The sequence below is a fragment of the Flavobacterium subsaxonicum WB 4.1-42 = DSM 21790 genome, assembly GCF_000422725.1.
GTDB lineage: Bacteria > Bacteroidota > Bacteroidia > Flavobacteriales > Flavobacteriaceae > Flavobacterium > Flavobacterium subsaxonicum.
On record NZ_KE383909.1, the window covers coordinates 606,590 to 624,641 of the forward strand.

Here is an 18,052-nt window from a genome sequence, read left to right on the forward strand (position 1 = left end):
TATGTACGTTGAATTTGATACATTGCCCGAAGAATCCAGGATATGGATTTACCAGTCTAACAGGAAATTTTCTGACGAAGAAATTGCTGAGATAGAAACATCGCTTAAACAATTTCTTGAAAACTGGGCGGCACACGGCTCGGGTCTGGAGGCATCGTACCAGTTAAAATACAACAGGTTTATTGTAATAGCTATTAACCAGGTAACGCAGGCTGCAACAGGCTGTTCTATAGATGCATCTGTGCAGTTTATACAATCGCTGGAAAGCAAGTATGGTGTAGACCTTTTAGATAAAATGAACGTTACCTTTAAGCAGGGCGAGCATATTACGCACAAGCCGTTAATAGAGTTTAAAAAGCTGGCTAAAGATAAATCGGTATCGGCTAACACCGTTGTGTTTAATAATCTCGTAAATACGGTAGGCGAGTACCAGGAATTTTGGGAAGTGCCTGCATCAGAGAGCTGGCATAGCCGATTTTTTTAAGCATATATCTTTAATAGAGAACAATTTAAAATCATCACTATGCAAAAGTAGTGATGATTTATTATTTAATAATACCGTAGGATTAATGAGGCTTTTTGTCATCGTATTTTTATTCGCAATGCAGGCGGCATCGGCACAGCAGGCACTTGTTTTTGACGACTATAAGTCGCCCGCCGAAAAAAAATGGACGGATAGTGTTTACAATTCCTTTTCGTTTGACGAAAGGGTGGGGCAGCTGTTTATGGTTGCAGCCTATTCTAACAAAGATGCATCGCACGTAAAAGGCATAGACAAACTTATTACCGATTATAAAATTGGTGGCCTTATATTTTTTCAGGGTGGCCCGGTTAGGCAGGCTAAGCTTACCAACCGCTATCAAAAAGAATCCAAATTACCTTTATTTGTAGGTATAGATGCAGAATGGGGCCTTAGCATGAGGCTGGATTCTACCTATCGTTACCCCTGGAATATGACACTTGGTGCGGTGCAGGATGTATCGCTTATAGAAAAGCAGGGCTACCAGATGGCACAGCAGGCAAAGCGCATGGGCATCCATTTTAATTTTGCACCGGTAGTAGATATCAACACCAACCCTGATAATCCTATAATTGGCAACCGCTCTTTTGGAGAAGATAAAAACAATGTAACCAACCGCGCTTCGGCATTGGTACAGGGCATACAAAACGGTGGCGTGTATGCAACGGGCAAGCACTTTCCGGGGCATGGCGATACCGCATCCGATTCGCATTATGCATTGCCCTATCTTCCGTACGATAAAAAAAGGCTCGAAGAAATAGAGCTGTACCCGTATAAAAGGCTGTTTGACGAAGGCATGTCGAGCATTATGGTGGCGCACCTTAACGTGCCCGCCTTAGAGCCTACGCCTAATTTGCCAACATCGTTATCCTACAATGTTGTTACCAACCTGGTTCAGAAAAAAATGGGCTTTAAAGGCCTTATTTTTACCGATGCCCTTAATATGAAGGGTGCCAGTGGCTACATGCAGCCCGGCGATATAGACCTTGAGGCGTTTCTTGCCGGTAACGATGTGCTGTTGTTTGCAGAGAACGTTCCGTTAGCGATTGAAAAATTCCGTCAGGCATACACTGATACCGTACTTAGCGAAGAAAGGCTGCAATATTCGGTTAAAAAAATACTGGCCTATAAATACAGGATAGGGCTTAACAAATATAAACCTGTAGATTTAACCAATCTGTATTCAGAACTTAACGGCAGCCAGTACGATGATCTTAACTACCAATTGTACGAAAATGCAGTTACCGTTTTAAAGAATGATGAAGAGGCCGTGCCGGTTGCTCAACTTGAAAACGAAAACATAGCCTATGTAAAAATGGGCGATGATGATGGGGCCGGTTTCCTGGAATCGCTTCAAAAATATACGCGGATAGACGAGGTTAAAGAAGATACCCTTAAAGTACTTACCCAAAAGCTTAAAGACTACACCACGGTTATTGTGGGCTATCATAAAGCCGACGGCGCCTGGAAAAAACACGATTTTAGCACTAAAGAACTGGAGTGGCTGGATACTATTGCCAAGAACAAAAAGGTAATACTTACTGTTTTTGCCAAGCCGTACGTATTATCTAAAATAAAGAATTACAAAAATATAGAGAGCGTTGTTTTGGCTTATCAAAACAATACCATTGCCCAGACCGTTGCTGCCGAGATTATTTTTGGGGCGTTAGGCTCAAAGGGTAAATCGCCGGTTTCTATAGGTACGGCCTTTAGGGTTAACGATGGCATTTTTACTAAGAAGATCGACAGGCTGGGCTTTACCACGCCCGAAAATGTGGGGCTGAGTTCGGCTAAGTTAAGTAAGATCGACCTGATTGCCCAACGTGCCATTAGCGAAAAAATGACACCCGGCCTGCAGGTACTTGTTGCCCGACACGGTAAGGTAATTTACCAAAAGTCGTTTGGCTACCATACGTATGATAATGATGTTAAAGTTAAAGATACTGACATTTATGATGTGGCATCGTTAACCAAAATGCTGTCTACATTGCCAAATATTATGCAGCTGTACGATAAAGGCCAGCTAAAGCTTGACGAGAAACTGGGCGACATGCTGCCTGTTTTTGCCAAGACCGATAAAAAAAATATTGTGCTTAAAGACATGCTTTTGCACCAGGCACGTTTTCAGCCATGGTTGCCGTTCTACCAGCAAACACTGGATAGCTTAAAGCATCCGGATTCGTTGTATTACAGAAAAATGTACAGTCCGGAATATCCGCACCAGGTAGCAGATAACCTTTTCCTTAGAGAAGATTATCCTACCATAATGATCGAAAAAATTGCAGAGAGCAAACTGCTTCCTAAAAAAGAATATAAGTACAGCGATTTCTCTTTCATACTGTTGAAAGAATATCTTGAAGGCAAAACCAAAAAAACATTGGATGTATTAAGCGACCAGGCTTTTTACAAACCGCTTGGTGCCTCTAACACTACATACAATCCGCTACGCAAGTTTGATATGAGCGTTATACCGCCAACAGAGGTAGATAATTATTTCCGTTACCAGGTAATACAGGGCTACGTGCACGATATGGCTGCGGCCATGCAGGATGGGGTTGCCGGCCATGCGGGCTTGTTCTCTAATGCTATGGATGTTGCCAAGATAATGCAAATGTACCTGCAAAAAGGCAGCTATGGCGGTAAGCAGTATTTTTCTGCCAAAACATTTGATACTTTTAATACCTGCTACGATTGTAAAGAAGGCAACAGGCGCGGTTTAGGTTTTGATAAGCCACAGATTGAAAAATCGGGGCCAACCTGCGGATGCGTTTCTAAATCGAGCTTTGGGCATACCGGCTTTACCGGCACTATGGCCTGGGCCGACCCGGAAACAGGAATCGTATACGTGTTTCTTTCTAACCGTACCTACCCGGAAGCAGCAGAGAATAGGCTGTCTCAAAATAATATTAGGGAAGATATACAAAAAGCAATACAGGACGCGATTATAGAATAATTGTTGTTAGTTAATGGTTGTCAGTTGTCTGGACCGACTCTGAGTTAGACCAACAACCGACAACCATCAATCAACAACTATAAAAAAATGCAAAGTACCGCAGCTACACCACAGGAGTATTTAGCGTCTCTGCCGGAAGACAGGAAAGCCGCTATGCAAAAACTTAGGGATACAATTGTTGCCCATCTGCCGGAAGGCTTTAAAGAGGGCATGGGTTACGGAATGTTATGCTGGGCGGTGCCGCATTCGGTATATCCTGCAGGCTACCATTGCGACCCTAAAACACCACTGCCATTTTTAAGCATTGCATCGCAAAAGAATTTTATAGCGCTTTACCACATGGGCCTGTATGCTGATAAGGCTATAAACGACTGGTTTGTTGCCGAATATCCTAAACATGTAAAAAATAAACTGGATATGGGTAAAGGCTGCGTTCGGTTTAAAAATGTGTCGCTAATTCCGTATGAGCTTATTGGCCAGCTGGTAGCTAAAATGACCATGCAGGAATGGATAGAACGCTACGAATCTACACTTAAGAAGGGCTGATTTTTGGAAGGCAATTTTTACGTTAATTATACTATAAAAACGGTTTAGGCCGTTTTTTTTAGTTAATTTCGTTACTTATTTTGAATACTTTTTTATGAAAATCGCAATAGTATGTTACCCCACCTTTGGCGGAAGCGGTGTTGTGGCTACCGAATTGGGCCTTGAACTTGCCCGCAGGGGTCACGAAATACACTTTATTACTTACAGGCAGCCCGTGCGCCTTGCCTTGTTAAACCCCAACTTACATTATCACGAAGTACACGTACCGGAATATCCTCTGTTTCATTACCAGCCGTACGAGCTTGCTTTATCGAGCAAACTGGTAGATATGGTTAAACTCTACGGCATAGAACTACTGCACGTGCATTATGCCATACCACACGCGTATGCGGGCTATATGGCCAAGAAAATGCTTAAAGAGCAGGGTATAAAAATACCTATGGTTACTACGCTTCACGGTACAGATATCACCCTTGTGGGCAACCACCCGTTCTATAAGCCGGCGGTTAGTTTCAGTATTAACCACTCTGATGTGGTTACATCGGTATCACAGGACCTTAAAGACGAAACCTACAGGCTTTTTGATATTAAGAGGGAAATTTATGTTATTCCGAATTTTATTGAGGTAAACCAGGAGAAATCGGCCAACGTGCCGTGCAAACGTGCTATGATGGCCCCCGGTGGCGAAAAAATTGTTACGCACATTAGTAACTTCAGGGAAGTTAAACGTATTCCAGACGTGGTTAAAATATTTAACGAGATCCAGAAATCGATACCTGCACGCTTAATGTTGGTGGGCGACGGACCCGAGCGCGAACCTGCCGAAAAACTGGTAGAACAGCTTGGGCTGACCGATAAAGTGGTATTTTTTGGAAACAGCAACGAGATTAACGAGATACTTTGTTTTTCAGATCTTTTCCTGTTACCGTCGCAAACCGAAAGCTTTGGCCTTGCTGCCTTAGAAGCTATGGCGGTGGGTGTACCGGTAATATCGTCTAACAGCGGCGGTTTGCCCGAAGTTAACCGCGATGGTTACTCCGGCTATCTGAGCGATGTTGGCGATGTGATGGGGATGGCAGAAAAGGCCATATCTATTTTATCTAACGAAGCTAAGCTTGCCCAATTTAAAGCCAATGCCTTGGAAGTGGCTAAAGAATTTGATATTCAACGAATAATGCCTATGTACGAACAAATATACCGCAGGGCGCTAAAACAACAATTTGTATGAAAAAATTATTTACTCTAATAGTTGCTTTTGTAGTAGTTACATCGTGCAAAACCACACAATCTGTACCAGAGGTGGGTACCTTCGAAATTTTAAAACAGGAGAGCCATAGCAGCAGGGAAAAGGCGTCTAACGAAGTGATTAAATCTCAGGAAAAATTAGTAGCTTTGTATAAAGAGTTGGAAATGACCGATGTGCCCACTGTAGACTTTACTAAAAATAGCGTAGTGGCTATATTTATGGGACAGAAAAGCACGGGTGGATATAGTACAGCAGTAGATAAAGTAATGCTAAACAACGATACCGCTTTTGTAGAAATAGTAGAAACAAAGCCACAGGATATGGCTACTATGATGCTAACACAGCCGTATTGCATAGCCCTGATACCTAAAACCAGTAAGGTGGAGTTTACCAAAAACGCTAAACCGGAATAAGGTATATTCCTAAAATATATCGATTGTCAATAAATTAGAAAAGCTTGCTGTTATTCAGCAAGCTTTTCCAGTTTTGCATACCACTCGTTATTGGTGTCAAGGTCTCCATCACGTAAGTATATAAAAGCCTTTTCGTTCAGGTTTTCGAAGTCTTGAGCAGTAAAGTTTTTAAATTGTTCCTGTTTTTTTAACCCACCTTTAAAATAGGTAAAAGTCATTAACCCATCGGTACTTATTTTGATTGTGGTGGGTATGTTCCCAAAATTCATCCAAATGGTAAAAGATGAATTATCATTAGCATATTCGTAATGAAAGTCAATGCCTTCTGTATCGCAGCGTGCGGCAAGCCCGTCTTTATAAGCATCAAATTCTTTATTTGTAATAAGGCTGGTTAGAGTTTGTGTATCCATGTGTTTATTTTATTATAGAAAGTTCTGCATATACCGGTAAATGATCTGACGGGTATTTGCAATTTTTAGAGTCGCTTAAAACAGCATATTTATTTACAGTAATTTTATTTTTAGCGGTAAAAATGTAATCTATACGGGTGGTAACCGGTTTGTTAAACTCGAAATTGTTAAATGTACCATCGGGTCCAAAAACCTGTTTGGCAACTGTTTTACTATCGTTTACTGCCGATGCTATGAGCTTTATGCTCTCGCTTATATCTTCCAGGTTAAAGTCTCCTGTAAGTACAAAAGGCAGGTTTTGGGTATTAAGTTCCTTTATTTTTTTAAGAATAAGTTTCGCGCTTTCTACACGTGCTACATCTCCAACATGGTCAAAATGGGTATTAAATACCCATAGGCGCTGTTTGGTTTTTATATCTTCAAACAAGCCATAACTGCATACCCTGTTGTAGGCGGCATCCCAACCCAAAGAAGGTTTATCCGGTGTTTGCGATAGCCAGAAGGTTGACTGTTGCACTACCTTGTATTTCTTGCTGTTGTAAAATATTGCAGAATGCTCGCCTTTGTTTTTACCATCGTCTCGACCTACGCCTATAAAATTATAATTTACAAAAGTGCTGTCCAGGTAGTGCACCTGTTGTGGCAATGCTTCCTGCACACCCATAAAATCGGGCTCATAAAACAGCACCTGCTGCGCTAACCATGCCTTACGGTTATTCCATTGGTTATCGCCATCGGTCGTTGTTTCTAACCTAAGGTTATAGGTTATAACTTTAATGTTTTGTGCCATTGTTAGCGTTGTTGCCAAAAGGCTAAAAGCTATAGTAAGTATTTTTTTCATTTATAATACAGTTTTGGCGGCAGGCAGGTAGCCCAGTGCTGCAAGTTCGTTTTGGTTAGTAATGGTAACCATGCGCCCGTTTTTTACCAATAGGTTTTTGTTGCTTATAGAAAGCACATCCTTATAATAATGGTCGGTTACAATAATACCCTTAGTTGCCGATAGCTGCGTTAAAAACTCCCTGATCTTTTCTTTATAAAGCGGCTCAACCATAGAAAAAGGTTCGTCGAGCATCAGGAACGGATGGCTTAAATTGCCAACCAACAGCAACTCAAGATAGCGCAGTTCTCCCATAGAAAGTTTGCCCACCTGCGTTGCAGCCATTTTCGATATTCCCGGCGCATAAAATATCTTGTCCTGTAAATCGCCTTTGTAGTAAAGCGGAATAACATCCCTGACTTTTAATCCTTTTGGTAAAAAAGGGTCCTGCGGCAGGTAACTTATGGTTTGTTGCGGAATTACGTCTTTAACCGCTATAGGCTTACCGTTAAATTCCATACGTATAGTATCGGCTTTAATGGTGCCAAAAAGTATTTTAAGCAGTGTAGACTTACCACAGCCATTGCTGCCAAATATTCCTAAAACATCGCCAGTGCTGCATTCTAAAGCAATATAATCCAACACACGCTTACTTGCAAACGTTTTGCTAAGCTCTGTAACTTTTAGCGTATTCATAAGCTTAATAGTATTATGAGCGGTATAGCAATTACCAGGTTGCAGATAAAAACCATTACAGCCAGCCTTGTCCTGGTATAGCCAAGGTTATAATAAAAGTAATACTGCTGCTTATAAAATGTATGGTATGCCAAAAGCCCCATGCCCAGCCCAAAAGTGCAAAAGGAAATGGGGAACCATTGTAAACCCGAAATTGCCACAAGGGCAGAAGCGGGAAAATTAAACAGGTTAATGGTAAGGAAGTAATTCCAGAAAGCTTTAGGAATCACTTATTACTTGTCTTTTTTATGAACCAAAAGTTTGTCTACAATTTTTACCGAAACTTTTTCGGGAAATGCATCGTTGCCTGTTACAAGCACACCTTTTACACCCGATGCAGACTCGATACCGTATACAGTAGCCTCGTCATCTGGGTTGCTGTCGCCTTCGTAAAAATAAATGTGGGTAATTTCGAACTCCTCATGGCTAAACTTACCCGAATGGTATTCCAGCCAGTTTTCCTGGATGTTAAAATCTTCGGTATAGCCTTTTTCTCTAAGTTCGTCAATTGCTTTTATAACAGTAGCGTAGTGGTAAACAATGCTCATTGGTTTGTATTATTTGGTTACACCCAAATTTAATAAAAAAAAACGCCGGTTAGTACCAGCGTTTTTTATTTTGTTTAGAAGCTTCAGACTTCCTAGAATTGTTTTTCTTTTGATTGCCTCCCTGTCCGGTTTTAGGCTGCTTGTTCCTTAAATCAGGTTTTTGGCCTTCTTTTTCGGCATCTTCGCCCATCCCGTAAGGGTAAGGGTGGCCTTCTATAACCTTTATCTGCATACGGATAAGCTTCTCGATATCTTTAAGATACGGTTTCTCATCTTTAGCGCAAAACGATATTGCCAAACCACTGTTACCGGCACGGCCTGTACGGCCAATACGGTGAACGTAGGTTTCAGGAATATTAGGTAAATCAAAGTTTATAACAAACGGCAGGCTCTCAATATCAATACCACGGGCAGCAATATCGGTAGCTACAAGCACAGGTATTTCTTTATTTTTAAAAGCCTCAAGCACGCGCTGCCTTGAGTTTTGCGATTTATCGCCGTGTATGGCACCCGACTCAACGCCATTCTTTTTAAGGGCTTTAACTACATTGTCGGCACCATGTTTAGTACGTGTAAACACAAGCACATTATCCAGGCTTTCGTTGCGTATAAGGTGGTACAATAGCTTGCGCTTGTCGCCTTTATCTACAAAATAAACCTGTTGCTTAACCTTTTCTGCTGTTGACGATATCGGTGCAACCGAAACGTACTGTGGCTTGGTAAGAAACGTATCGGCCAGCTCACGAATGGCTACCGGCATGGTTGCAGAGAATAAAAGGGTTTGCCTGTTATCGGGCGTAAGCTTAATAATTTTCTTTACATCGTTAATAAAGCCCATATCCAGCATCTGGTCGGCTTCATCCAATACAAGGGTGTGCAGGTGGTCAAACTTAATAAAGCCCTGTTTGTGCAGATCTAAAAGCCTTCCCGGCGTAGCAATAAGTATGTCGACACCCTTTCTTAGCTGATCTGTTTGCGATACCTGGTTAACACCGCCAAAAATGGTAAGCTGGCGAATGTTGGTGTATTTACCGTAGGTGTCAAAGCTTTCGCCAATTTGCAGGGCAAGCTCGCGCGTTGGTGTAACAATAAGCGCCCGAATATATTTTACTTTTGTGGCCGAGCCTACAATGCGGTGTAAATTGTGTATAATAGGCACTGCAAAGGCAGCGGTTTTACCGGTACCGGTCTGCGCACAGCCAACAAGGTCAGTACCCTCCATAATAATGGGTATGGCCTGCTCTTGTATAGGGGTAGGGCTCTCGTAACCTTCTTCGGTAAGGGCCTGTTGTATATTTCTTAGTAAATTAAGATCTTCAAATTTCATTTAAAACGTATTAAGTACTTAGCAGTTAGCGCTAATATGCCGCAAATATACGCCTTTTTGGGCAGTCTTGTGCTGTAAGATGGGGTTTACCTTTTAATTAGAGGCTCTTTATTTCTTTAGATTTTATAAAATCGGTTACCAGGCAGGCAATTAGCTTGCCGGTAAGCTGCGGGTTGTGCTCATCGCCAAAATTAGGAGCACCCTCGCAAATGTGCAGGTAAGCAGCGTTATGATTCTTACCGAAATAATGTACAAACTGCCTTGTTTTTTCTACGCTAAAACCACTAGGGGTCATGGTGCTACTTGCGGTATTCAACACAGCATTAAGGTCTATTTCTATACCAAAAAAATCTTCGCGGATAAACTCCAGGGCCTTTTCTTTTTCTTCAGAAAAACTCTTCTCTTTACGGATGGCAATTTGCTCGTAAGTGTTGAATTTTATCCTTTCGGTATGCTTTTTAACGCTTTCCATTATACCCTTAGAGGCATAATTTTCATGAAGCCCGAAAACAAAATAGTTTTTAAGAAAGCCCTCTTCAAAAGCATACGAAAAACCGTTACCGCTATGGCGGCCATCGAGCATCATAAAATCAGTAAGCGCATCAAAATTAATAGCATTAATGGGCTTGCCTTTTGCCAGTGCCGTGCCCTTAATATTGCCATACGCATTGTTGTGCCCACCGCCAATAATAATTGGCGTTTTGCCTGCCTTAACTATCTGGCATACAATATGAGATACATCTTTATCTATCTTTTCTATAAGCCCGCTTAATTGCTTGCGACCTTCTTTTGTAGCGGCATCGGCCAGGGCTGCCTGATGCATGGCATCGGTAACGTTTAGCTGACCTAAAATTAATAGCCTGCCGCCCTTGCAAAACTTATTGTGCTGCAGGTTTACAATGTTTTTTAGGGTGGTTTCCCATGCCAAAGACGTACCCGGGCGGCCATAATTAGCACGCACCCCAATGTCTTCGGGTATGCCAAAAAGTACAAATTCGGCTTCAGATGCGGCTATGTCTTCAAAAACAGTGGCATCGTTAGTAAGTGTAAGTATGCGTTCGCCAAACTTAATTTCACCGCTACGCTGTGAGGTATACCGAGTTAGGTCGGCCTGAGTGAACCTTATGATATTTTCCATGACTGTTATTGTTGTGGTCAAAAATACTATTTTTCTTTAATTTTTCGTTAAAAAGGAAACGGACTATTAAAATATATATAAATTTGAAAAAAATAATTTAAGATGGAAAACCAAAAAAGCAATTCAAGTTTAAAGGCAATTATCATTGTATTATCAATTTTACTTGTGGGAAGTTTAGCTTATATGTACAAGATGAGTACAGATAGCGAGAAGACCGAAAAAACTTTAGTATCTGAAAAAGAAGGCCTGTTAAACGACCTTAAAGCTGCCAAGGCAAATTATGATGCTGCCATAGCAGAAAACACAGGACTTAGCGAAGAGCTTATTGCCGAACGCGCTAAAATTGAGAGTTTAATTGCCGAAGTAAAGAAATCTAAAGGTGATGTTAAGGCATTACAACGTTACAAAGACGATTACAGGAGGCTTAAGCGCGATATGGATAACCTTATTGCCGAAAACAACAAGCTGAAGCAGGAAAATGGTACGCTTACTACGCAGCGTGACAGTACAATGACCGCTCTTGGCGAAACTAAGCGTTACAACGATACGCTTATGTCTCAAAACGAGAACCTGAGCAGAACAGTTGAAAAAGCTGCCAAAGTACAGGTGCTTAACCTTAAAACACAGTCTTTTAAAGAAAAAAGTTCTGGTAAACTGGTATCTACAGAGAAAGCAAGACGTGTAGATGTACTCAAAATCAGCTTTACACTTGCAGCTAACGAAGTAGCAAAAGCAGGTAACAAAACGTATTACATTCAGGTTATAGACAGCAAAAACAATGTTGTTGGCGAAAAGAAAACCGAAGTATTTGGTGAGTATACACTAACTTACAGCTTTATTACCAACGCTATTTACGAAGGTAAAACTATGGAAGTTAGCGAAACTATTGCCGGTAAAGATTTTGCAAAAGGCCTTTACACTGTAAACGTTTTTGATAAAGACCAATTAGTAGGCAACACTACTTTTACACTTAAATAGTACTTGTTAAACTATATTAAAGAGCCTCTTATGAGGCTCTTTTTGTTTATATAACATTTCCCTCAATAATAACAGTATCAATTAAGTTGCTGCCAAAAGCATAAGGTAACTGATAGTACGAGCTAAGCGGTTTGGTAATAATAACACTGGCACTTTTGCCAATGGTAATACTGCCGTGGCTGCTGCTTAGGCCCATAGCATAAGCGCCGTTTATGGTGGCGGCATTAATGGCTTCTTCGGGGGTCATTTTCATTTTAATGCAGGCAGTTGCTACAACTAAATTCATATTGCCCGATGGCGTTGTACCCGGGTTAAAGTCGGTTGCAAGGGCAAGCGGAAGGCCGGCATCCAGCATTTTACGGGCAGGGGTATATGGTATGCTTATAAAAAATGAGCATGTGGGTAATGCCACCGGCATGGTGTTGCTGTTTTTTAGGGCTTCAATATCTTCATCAGTCAAAATTTCAAGGTGGTCTACACTCACGGCATCATGCTTAACACAGGCTGCAATACCATCTATGGCAGTAAACTGGTTAACGTGAATTTTAGCCCTCATGCCGTATCTTTTACCGGCGTCCATAATACGCTCCGTTTCGGCAACCGAAAAGTAGCCCGTTTCGCAAAAAGCATCAATATAATCGGCCAGGTTTTCTTCGGCTATAGCCGGAAGCATTTCATTTACAATTAAATCTATGTAACCGGCATGGTTTTCTTTATATTCTTTAGGAAAAGCATGCGCGCCTAAAAAGGTAGCTTTAATAGCTATAGGATATGCCTCGCGAAGGCGTTTAATAACGCGCAGCATTTTAAGTTCGCCATCAACGGTAAGTCCGTAACCCGATTTAATCTCTACGGCACCCGTGCCTTGCTGCATAACTTCCTCTAATCGCAAGCGCGATTGGGTAAACAATTCGTCTTCGGTAGTTTCATTTAGCTTTTTTGCCGAATTAAGTATACCGCCGCCACGGTTGGCAATTTCTTCATAGCTCAGGCCGTTAATACGGTCAACAAATTCCTGTTCGCGGTTGCCGGCATACACAATATGGGTGTGGCTGTCGCACCAGGTGGGCAATACCGTTTTGCCTGTAGCATCTATAAGCCGGGCATCGGGCAGGGTGGGGCAGGTATCCATAGTGCCAAAATTGGCAATTGTGTTATTCTCTAAGTGCAGCCATGCATTTTGCAGCACAGGCAGTTGCGCCATATCGGCACCACTAACTTTGTCTAAACCGCTTTCTCGAACCTGCAGTAATTCTTTTATATTAATGATAAGGATACCCATAAATTAAACTTTTTGTAAAAATAAGAATGCATTTTAAAAAACTCCTATATTTATAGGATACAAATTTGCTTTTTAGTGAAAAGGATAGAATATAGAAAAGTACGCAAAGTACAGCCCAACTATTTAGAATATACCGGCGAGTATAAAACAGAACCTGTAGAAATGCAGCTTTTTGTTTTTAATGAAGAAGGATATGAAGAATACAAAAACGTATCGTTAGACCGCGTAGTTAAAGAATGCAAGGATGAGTTGCAGGCCGATGATACTAAATGGCTTAACGTACACGGGCTTCACGACATAGAGCTTATTAAGCAAATTGGCGACCTTTTTAAAATAGACAGCCTTGTTGTGGGCGATATACTTAATGTGGCCCGCCGCACCCGTATTGAAGAACTGGGCGACGTATTGTTTTTCAGCGTAAAATCGATTTTACCAGAAGAAGAGGGCGGCAGCGTAAAGACCGAGCAGGTTAGTTTTTTGCTTAAGGACAGGGTTATAGTATCGTTCCAGGAAAAAAAGAGCGATTATTTTGAGCACATTCGGGGGCGCATCCGCACCGGTACGGGCATTGTTCGGAAAAAGAAAAACGACTACCTGCTGTACCTGATGCTTGATGCCATTATGGAGAACTTTTTTATAACTATAGAAAAGTACGAGGGCAAAATAGAGTCGTTAAATGATGCCTCTAAAAGCACCACCCGTTTTGATTTTATATCGGAAATTGAAAAAACAAAAGACAGCCTTATATTTTTAAAACGCTCGATTACTCCGTTGCGAGAGGCGCTCTACAACCTTAAAAGTGTTAAGGAAGATGAGGAGTACGAAAATATAAACAAAGGCACACACACGTATTTTGCAAGGCTTCACCAAAAATGCCTTGAGCTGCAGGATCAGGTAGATTACGACCTTACATCGTTAGACAGTGCCTCTAACTTTCATTACGCAGCACAAAGCCAGCGTATGAACCAGATAATGAAAACCCTTACCATCTTTTCGGTTATCTTTATGCCCTTAACCTTTATAGTAGGGGTGTACGGTATGAACTTTGACAATATGCCCGAACTGCATACCCAAAACGGTTACTATGTGGTGTTGGCTGTTATGTTTATTACCATTGTTTGTATGGTATATTATTTTAAAAAGAAAGACTGGTTTTAGTCTTTACAACAAATTGTTACATGAAATTTACGAGTGATATTTCCGGGAAAGAATTCCCGCAGAGAGAAAAAGTAGCCGCCAATATGGTGCGCAAGCCCATAATTGATGCCATTAAAAAAGAACATCCTGAGTTTGACGATACGTGCAGCCTGGCAATGACCGAGCTTAACGAATACCGCGAAAAATACATTGCCGATTTTTTACAGCAGGAACTGGGCCAGCTGGACGAGATGGAAACCAAGGTAATGCAATCGCTTAGAGAGAAGACGCTTATATCTGATAATCCGGATGATGATGACGATGCGGCTTCGTCTACTTTTGGGCAGCGCGTAGCTGATAAAGTGGCGTCTTTCGGCGGAAGCTGGACATTTATAATCATATTCGTAACTTTTCTATTAGGCTGGATAGCCGCCAATATTTTTTTATTAGCGAATAAAGGCTGGGATCCGTATCCATTTATATTGCTTAACCTTATACTATCGTGTGTGGCGGCTTTGCAGGCCCCGGTTATTATGATGAGCCAGAACCGCCAGGGCGAAAAAGACCGCGAAAAAGCGCAGAACGACTACATGGTAAACTTAAAATCAGAGTTAGAAATACGCATGCTGCACGAAAAGATAGATCACCTTATTCTACACCAGGAGCAATCGCTTATAGAGATACAAAAAGTGCAGGTAGATATGATCAATGATATCCTATCGCGCATGGAAAAGAAATAATTTGAACGTTATAAGATTTCAGGGCTTAAATATTTAATTAGCTTACTTCAGTATAAGCTGCATAAATTGCAAATCCAGCCAACGGTCGAATTTGTAACCCGACTGGCGTAAAATTCCCCCATCGGTAAAGCCAAACTTTTTGTGGAAGGCGATGCTACCAGCATTATCAGCATCAATGCAACCCACCATACAGTGCAGGTTTTGCTGTTTGGCAAGTTCTATTAGATTGGCCAGTAATATATTGCCAATGCCCTTACCTGTATGGCCCGGCTCTACATATACCGAATGTTCTACCGTATATTTATAGCCTTCCTTAACCCTGAATGTACCATAGCTGGCATAGCCTACAAGAGCGCCATCCTGTTCGGCAATAATTACCGGCCAGTTGGCAGCCTGCTTATCGGCAAACCATTGCTCCATGTCGGGCAATGTTTTTGCGCTGTAATCGTATATTGCTGTGCTGTTTAGAATATTATAATTCATAATTTCTAATATAGCAGGCAGGTGTTGGGTAGTGGCGGGCTTAATAATGATATCCATACAGCAAAGGTAATTATTTCTAAAATGATTTTGCATTACTGCAACCATTGCTATGTTTTAAAAGTTTTTGCAAACCGCACATCAATTTTTTGCTCAGTAAATGCGGGCAGTATTTAGGCATTTGGCAGAAATTGAGTATCTTCACGGCGTTTTTTATAAAGGCTAATTAAAACATTTAAATGAAAAATATCAATAAGCTTTACCCTTATTTCCTTGCAGTTATAGGATTTGTAATCGTATCACTTATTTACTTTTACCCGGTGCTACAGGGTAAAAAAATATACCAGAGCGACATTGTGCAATACACCGGTATGGCCAAAGAGCAAAATGATTTTAGAAAAGCCACCGGCGGCGATGAACCCTATTGGACAAACAGTGCCTTTGGCGGTATGCCAACCTACCAGTTAGGAGCCAATTACCCACACAACTACATTAAAAAAATAGATGGCGTGCTGCGCTTTTTACCGCGCCCTGCCGATTATCTTTTTCTATATTTTATAGGCTTTTTTGTATTGCTTAGGGTATTAAAAATAGACCCGCTTAAAGCCTTTTTTGGGGCATTGGCGTTTGGCTTTTCTACCTATCTTGTAATAATCTTGGGGGTTGGGCACAATGCTAAAGCTCATGCCATTGCGTATATGCCTTTGGTAGTGGCAGGTGTAATATTGGTTTTTAGGCGAAAATACGTTGTTGGGGGGCTGCTAACGCTCCTTGCCGCCGCGTTGGAAATTAACGCCAACCACTTCCAGATGACGTATTATCTGCTATTATTAGTCTTAGTAATAGGCGCTTATTTTATTATAGAAATTGTTAAGAATAAAGAATACAGGCATTTGGGGCTTGCCGTTGCTACATTTGCCATATCCGGGCTGGTAGCTTTAGGGTTAAATGCCACGAGCCTTATGGCAACATCAGAATACACTAAGGCGAGTATCAGGAATAAAAGCGACCTTACCTATAATGCCGATGGATCTGCCAATACTACAGAATCATCTATGGAATACGACTATATTACTGAATATAGTTATGGTGTTACAGAGAGCCTTGACCTTATTATACCACGTATGTTTGGTGGTGGTAACAGAGAAAATGTAGGTACAAATTCGGCTATGTACGAGTTTATCCTGGCTCAGGGGGCATCGCCACAGGAAGCCGAACAATTTGTATCTAACGTGCCAACCTACTGGGGAGACCAGCCTATTGTAGAGGCCCCGGCTTACATTGGTGCCATCGTTTTCTTCCTGGCTGTTTTAGTTTTCTTTACCGATAACAGAAAAATTAAATACGCATTTTTAGCAGGTGCATTACTATCGTTACTGCTGTCGTGGGGTAAAAACTTCCCGGCGCTAACTAATATATTTATTGATTACGTGCCGCTTTACGATAAATTCAGAGCTGTATCGTCCATTCAGGTAATTTTAGAATTGTGTATGCCGGCACTGGCGTTTATGGGCTTGCAGTCGTTCTTTAAATTAGAAGCTGGCGAACAGTTTAAAGCCTTATGGAAAACTGCCGCAATAGCGTTAGGATTAATAGTATTGCTATTTGTATTTAAAGGCAGCTTTAGCTTTGCAGGTGGCAGGGATGCCAGCTACCTACAGGCCTATGGCGAAGTAGGCCCCGTGTTTGTTGAGGCACTTAGAGAGCAGCGTATGGAAATGTACTCGGCAGACCTTTGGCGTTCGGCATTGTTTATTCTTATTGCTGCAGGTGCCCTGTGGGGTGCTAATAAAAATAAGCTTTCGGTTAATACAGCCGTTATTATTATAGGTATCGCCCTTGTTGCCGATTTGGCAATAATTGACAGGAACTACGTTAACACCAAAAACTTTGTAAGTGCACGTGAGGCTGATTCTCCGTTTAAACCCACTCAGGCAGATGAGTTTATACTTAGGGATACATCTAACTACAGAGTGTATGAGCTGCAGGGGAGGCTTGCGGGCAGAACGTCGTACTTTCATAAAGCCGTTGGTGGTTACAGTGCTGTGAGGCCACGTAAAGCCGACCAGTTATTTTTATACCAGGTAGAGCCTAAATTTCAGGATATTATAAAGGGCCTTAATCACGAAACCATGAGTTTGGGCAAAAGCGTTGCGGCCTTAGATATGCTTAATGTAAAATACATATTGGTTCAGGCGCAAGACGGCCAGGATGTACCGGTTACCAACCCGTATGTTAATGGCAATGCGTGGTTTGTAAGCAAAGTAAAAGCGGTTAGTACTGCCGATGAAGAGATGAAAGCCCTTGGCACACTCGACTCTAAGAACGAGGCTATTATCAATAAAACCAATTTTGCTCAGGATGCAGCACCGGCAACGTTTACAGTTGATAGTACGGCTACTATACAACTTAACTCATACAAGCCTAATCATCTTAAGTATACATCTAATAATAAGAATAACGGCCTTGCTGTATTCTCTGAAATTTATTACGCCAGCGGATGGAACGCTTATATAGATGGTAAACTAACACCGCATTTTGAGGCCGATTATTTGTTGCGAGGCTTAAAAATACCTGCGGGTAAACATATTGTTGAATTTAAATTTGAGCCTCAGGTGGTTAAAACGGGCAGTACAATTGCGCTTGTAAGCTTTATCGCTATGCTGTTACTTTTGGGTGCAGGTATTTACTTTGAAAATAAGAAAAGTAAAGAGCAGCCTCAAAAAGCTTAAATTTAGTTTACAGTCGCAGTCGCAGTTTTCAGATACAATCTAACCGT

General features: G+C 41.5%; 18 protein-coding genes. 9 read left to right on the forward strand and 9 right to left on the reverse strand.

Annotated elements, in window-relative coordinates:
* The first annotated feature begins 1 nt into the window (after window position 1).
* The 5 genes from G509_RS0113110 to G509_RS0113130 all read left to right on the forward strand — a co-directional run bounded on the left by G509_RS0113110 (window position 2) and on the right by G509_RS0113130 (window position 5,678).
* Window positions 2–484, forward strand: a complete 483-nt coding sequence (locus G509_RS0113110; RefSeq protein WP_026991947.1) for a hypothetical protein — start codon at window positions 2–4, stop codon at window positions 482–484.
* A gap of 85 nt (window positions 485–569) precedes the next feature.
* The gene (locus G509_RS0113115; RefSeq protein WP_026991948.1) at window positions 570–3,473 is read left to right on the forward strand and encodes a serine hydrolase domain-containing protein; all 2,904 of its coding nucleotides are present in this window, start codon (window positions 570–572) and stop codon (window positions 3,471–3,473) included.
* Window positions 3,474–3,560: 87 nt separating this feature from the next.
* Window positions 3,561–4,019, forward strand: a complete 459-nt coding sequence (locus tag G509_RS0113120) for a DUF1801 domain-containing protein (protein WP_026991949.1) — start codon at window positions 3,561–3,563, stop codon at window positions 4,017–4,019.
* A gap of 94 nt (window positions 4,020–4,113) precedes the next feature.
* Window positions 4,114–5,247 carry an N-acetyl-alpha-D-glucosaminyl L-malate synthase BshA gene (gene bshA, locus G509_RS0113125; protein ID WP_026991950.1) on the forward strand — a complete coding sequence of 378 codons (1,134 nt, stop codon included), beginning with the start codon at window positions 4,114–4,116 and terminating at the stop codon, window positions 5,245–5,247.
* Window positions 5,244–5,678, forward strand: coding sequence for a protease complex subunit PrcB family protein (locus tag G509_RS0113130; RefSeq protein ID WP_026991951.1), 435 nt, complete (start codon window positions 5,244–5,246; stop codon window positions 5,676–5,678). The genes bshA and G509_RS0113130 overlap by 4 nt, the downstream gene beginning before the upstream one ends.
* A gap of 50 nt (window positions 5,679–5,728) precedes the next feature.
* Here G509_RS0113130 and G509_RS0113135 read toward each other — a convergent pair whose 3' ends face one another.
* The 7 genes from G509_RS0113135 to G509_RS0113165 form a co-directional block, all read right to left on the reverse strand.
* Window positions 5,729–6,088 (reverse strand): hypothetical protein, encoded by a 360-nt coding sequence (locus G509_RS0113135; protein WP_026991952.1) that lies wholly within the window; start codon window positions 6,086–6,088, stop codon window positions 5,729–5,731.
* 4 nt (window positions 6,089–6,092) lie between these two features.
* The gene (locus tag G509_RS0113140) at window positions 6,093–6,929 is read right to left on the reverse strand and encodes an endonuclease/exonuclease/phosphatase family protein (RefSeq protein WP_026991953.1); all 837 of its coding nucleotides are present in this window, start codon (window positions 6,927–6,929) and stop codon (window positions 6,093–6,095) included.
* Window positions 6,930–7,604 carry an ATP-binding cassette domain-containing protein gene (locus G509_RS0113145; protein WP_026991954.1) on the reverse strand — a complete coding sequence of 225 codons (675 nt, stop codon included), beginning with the start codon at window positions 7,602–7,604 and terminating at the stop codon, window positions 6,930–6,932.
* Window positions 7,601–7,873, reverse strand: coding sequence for a hypothetical protein (locus G509_RS0113150; protein WP_026991955.1), 273 nt, complete (start codon window positions 7,871–7,873; stop codon window positions 7,601–7,603). The genes G509_RS0113145 and G509_RS0113150 overlap by 4 nt, the downstream gene beginning before the upstream one ends.
* Before the next feature lie 3 nt (window positions 7,874–7,876).
* Window positions 7,877–8,191, reverse strand: coding sequence for a hypothetical protein (locus G509_RS0113155; protein WP_026991956.1), 315 nt, complete (start codon window positions 8,189–8,191; stop codon window positions 7,877–7,879).
* 49 nt (window positions 8,192–8,240) lie between these two features.
* Window positions 8,241–9,518, reverse strand: coding sequence for a DEAD/DEAH box helicase (locus G509_RS0113160; protein WP_026991957.1), 1,278 nt, complete (start codon window positions 9,516–9,518; stop codon window positions 8,241–8,243).
* Window positions 9,519–9,615: 97 nt separating this feature from the next.
* Window positions 9,616–10,656 carry a formimidoylglutamase gene (locus G509_RS0113165; RefSeq protein ID WP_026991958.1) on the reverse strand — a complete coding sequence of 347 codons (1,041 nt, stop codon included), beginning with the start codon at window positions 10,654–10,656 and terminating at the stop codon, window positions 9,616–9,618.
* A gap of 192 nt (window positions 10,657–10,848) precedes the next feature.
* Here G509_RS0113165 and G509_RS0113170 point away from each other — a divergent pair, with 192 nt between their 5' ends.
* A complete protein-coding gene (locus tag G509_RS0113170; RefSeq protein ID WP_316931073.1) occupies window positions 10,849–11,634 on the forward strand; it encodes a hypothetical protein in 786 nt (261 codons plus the stop codon).
* Window positions 11,635–11,680: 46 nt separating this feature from the next.
* Here G509_RS0113170 and hutI read toward each other — a convergent pair whose 3' ends face one another.
* Window positions 11,681–12,916: an imidazolonepropionase gene (hutI, locus tag G509_RS0113175; protein WP_026991960.1), complete on the reverse strand. Its 1,236-nt coding sequence runs from the start codon at window positions 12,914–12,916 to the stop codon at window positions 11,681–11,683.
* A 75-nt stretch (window positions 12,917–12,991) separates the two neighbouring features.
* Here hutI and corA point away from each other — a divergent pair, with 75 nt between their 5' ends.
* A complete protein-coding gene (gene corA, locus G509_RS0113180) occupies window positions 12,992–14,074 on the forward strand; it encodes a magnesium/cobalt transporter CorA (RefSeq protein WP_026991961.1) in 1,083 nt (360 codons plus the stop codon).
* A 20-nt stretch (window positions 14,075–14,094) separates the two neighbouring features.
* Window positions 14,095–14,793: a DUF1003 domain-containing protein gene (locus tag G509_RS0113185; protein ID WP_026991962.1), complete on the forward strand. Its 699-nt coding sequence runs from the start codon at window positions 14,095–14,097 to the stop codon at window positions 14,791–14,793.
* 42 nt (window positions 14,794–14,835) lie between these two features.
* On the opposite strand, the gene G509_RS0113190 is transcribed toward G509_RS0113185, so the two are convergent.
* The gene (locus tag G509_RS0113190) at window positions 14,836–15,333 is read right to left on the reverse strand and encodes a GNAT family N-acetyltransferase (protein WP_026991963.1); all 498 of its coding nucleotides are present in this window, start codon (window positions 15,331–15,333) and stop codon (window positions 14,836–14,838) included.
* Window positions 15,334–15,512: 179 nt separating this feature from the next.
* Between G509_RS0113190 and G509_RS0113195 the strand changes: the two genes are divergently transcribed.
* Complete coding sequence (locus G509_RS0113195; protein ID WP_026991964.1) at window positions 15,513–18,005, forward strand: YfhO family protein; 2,493 nt, start codon at window positions 15,513–15,515, stop codon at window positions 18,003–18,005.
* Window positions 18,006–18,052: the final 47 nt, after the last annotated feature.

Excerpts from the sequence above, each read along its gene's own strand:
- G509_RS0113140 (WP_026991953.1), bottom strand. The coding sequence starts at position 6,929 with ATGAAAAAAATACTTACTATAGCTTTTAGCCTTTTGGCAACAACGCTA.
- G509_RS0113110 (WP_026991947.1), top strand. The coding sequence starts at position 2 with ATGTACGTTGAATTTGATACATTGCCCGAAGAATCCAGGATATGGATT.
- hutI (WP_026991960.1), bottom strand. The coding sequence starts at position 12,916 with ATGGGTATCCTTATCATTAATATAAAAGAATTACTGCAGGTTCGAGAA.
- G509_RS0113135 (WP_026991952.1), bottom strand. The coding sequence starts at position 6,088 with ATGGATACACAAACTCTAACCAGCCTTATTACAAATAAAGAATTTGAT.
- G509_RS0113145 (WP_026991954.1), bottom strand. The coding sequence starts at position 7,604 with ATGAATACGCTAAAAGTTACAGAGCTTAGCAAAACGTTTGCAAGTAAG.
- G509_RS0113190 (WP_026991963.1), bottom strand. The coding sequence starts at position 15,333 with ATGGATATCATTATTAAGCCCGCCACTACCCAACACCTGCCTGCTATA.
- G509_RS0113195 (WP_026991964.1), top strand. The coding sequence starts at position 15,513 with ATGAAAAATATCAATAAGCTTTACCCTTATTTCCTTGCAGTTATAGGA.
- G509_RS0113120 (WP_026991949.1), top strand. The coding sequence starts at position 3,561 with ATGCAAAGTACCGCAGCTACACCACAGGAGTATTTAGCGTCTCTGCCG.
- G509_RS0113115 (WP_026991948.1), top strand. The coding sequence starts at position 570 with ATGAGGCTTTTTGTCATCGTATTTTTATTCGCAATGCAGGCGGCATCG.
- G509_RS0113130 (WP_026991951.1), top strand. The coding sequence starts at position 5,244 with ATGAAAAAATTATTTACTCTAATAGTTGCTTTTGTAGTAGTTACATCG.
- bshA (WP_026991950.1), top strand. The coding sequence starts at position 4,114 with ATGAAAATCGCAATAGTATGTTACCCCACCTTTGGCGGAAGCGGTGTT.
- G509_RS0113165 (WP_026991958.1), bottom strand. The coding sequence starts at position 10,656 with ATGGAAAATATCATAAGGTTCACTCAGGCCGACCTAACTCGGTATACC.
- G509_RS0113170 (WP_316931073.1), top strand. The coding sequence starts at position 10,849 with ATGAGTACAGATAGCGAGAAGACCGAAAAAACTTTAGTATCTGAAAAA.
- G509_RS0113185 (WP_026991962.1), top strand. The coding sequence starts at position 14,095 with ATGAAATTTACGAGTGATATTTCCGGGAAAGAATTCCCGCAGAGAGAA.
- G509_RS0113160 (WP_026991957.1), bottom strand. The coding sequence starts at position 9,518 with ATGAAATTTGAAGATCTTAATTTACTAAGAAATATACAACAGGCCCTT.
- G509_RS0113155 (WP_026991956.1), bottom strand. The coding sequence starts at position 8,191 with ATGAGCATTGTTTACCACTACGCTACTGTTATAAAAGCAATTGACGAA.